Below are 606 nucleotides of genomic sequence, written 5' to 3' on the forward strand. Positions count from 1 at the left end.
GTCAGACACACCACATTGGTTAGCAACAATCGCACCGTCAGTCAGGAGATTTCCAAACTCTTTGAACGCTTCCGGGAATATGACCGCTTCAGCAGTACCGGTCTTGTCCGAGAGTGTCACAAACGCCATACGCGTATTTGATTTTGTAATGAGACTTTTGACGCTTTCGACTGATGCGACCAGGATCTTGTTGCGAGCACTTTTTTGTGCCATGAGCGAAGCAATGGTGTTGCCAGACTTTTCGATTTGCGATGCAAAACGATCAAGCGGGTGTCCTGAGATGTAGAGACCGAGGAGTTCCTTCTCCCACGCAAGCCGTTGCTCCATGGTAGCAGGCGTCGCATCAGTAAGCGTCAGGGTACTCTTTGGCTCCTCATCCATACCAACAAAAAGGGACGTTTGTGCGGTCTCATTTTTGAGTACACCCTTGTGAAAAGCAAGCAGCGTTTCACTGTTATCAAGGAGTGTGCCGCGCTCGCCATATGCATCCATGGCACCGCATAGGATGAGCGCCTCGAGGGATTTTTTATTCAGATTTTTATGGGTGACGCGTTCAAGGAACGATGCAATGGTTTTGTAGGGTCCGTTTGCTTTGCGCTCTAGAAT

The 606-nt window shown here is 49.2% G+C and carries 1 protein-coding gene; it reads right to left on the bottom strand.

Annotation, left to right across the window (positions count from 1 at the left end):
- A partial coding sequence (locus tag I6F37_RS38445) for an OB-fold nucleic acid binding domain-containing protein (RefSeq protein WP_225154135.1) occupies positions 1-606 on the bottom strand: 606 nt, incomplete at both ends.

The sequence above is a fragment of the Bradyrhizobium sp. NBAIM08 genome, assembly GCF_020193935.1.
GTDB classification, from domain to species: domain Bacteria; phylum Pseudomonadota; class Alphaproteobacteria; order Rhizobiales; family Xanthobacteraceae; genus Bradyrhizobium; species Bradyrhizobium yuanmingense.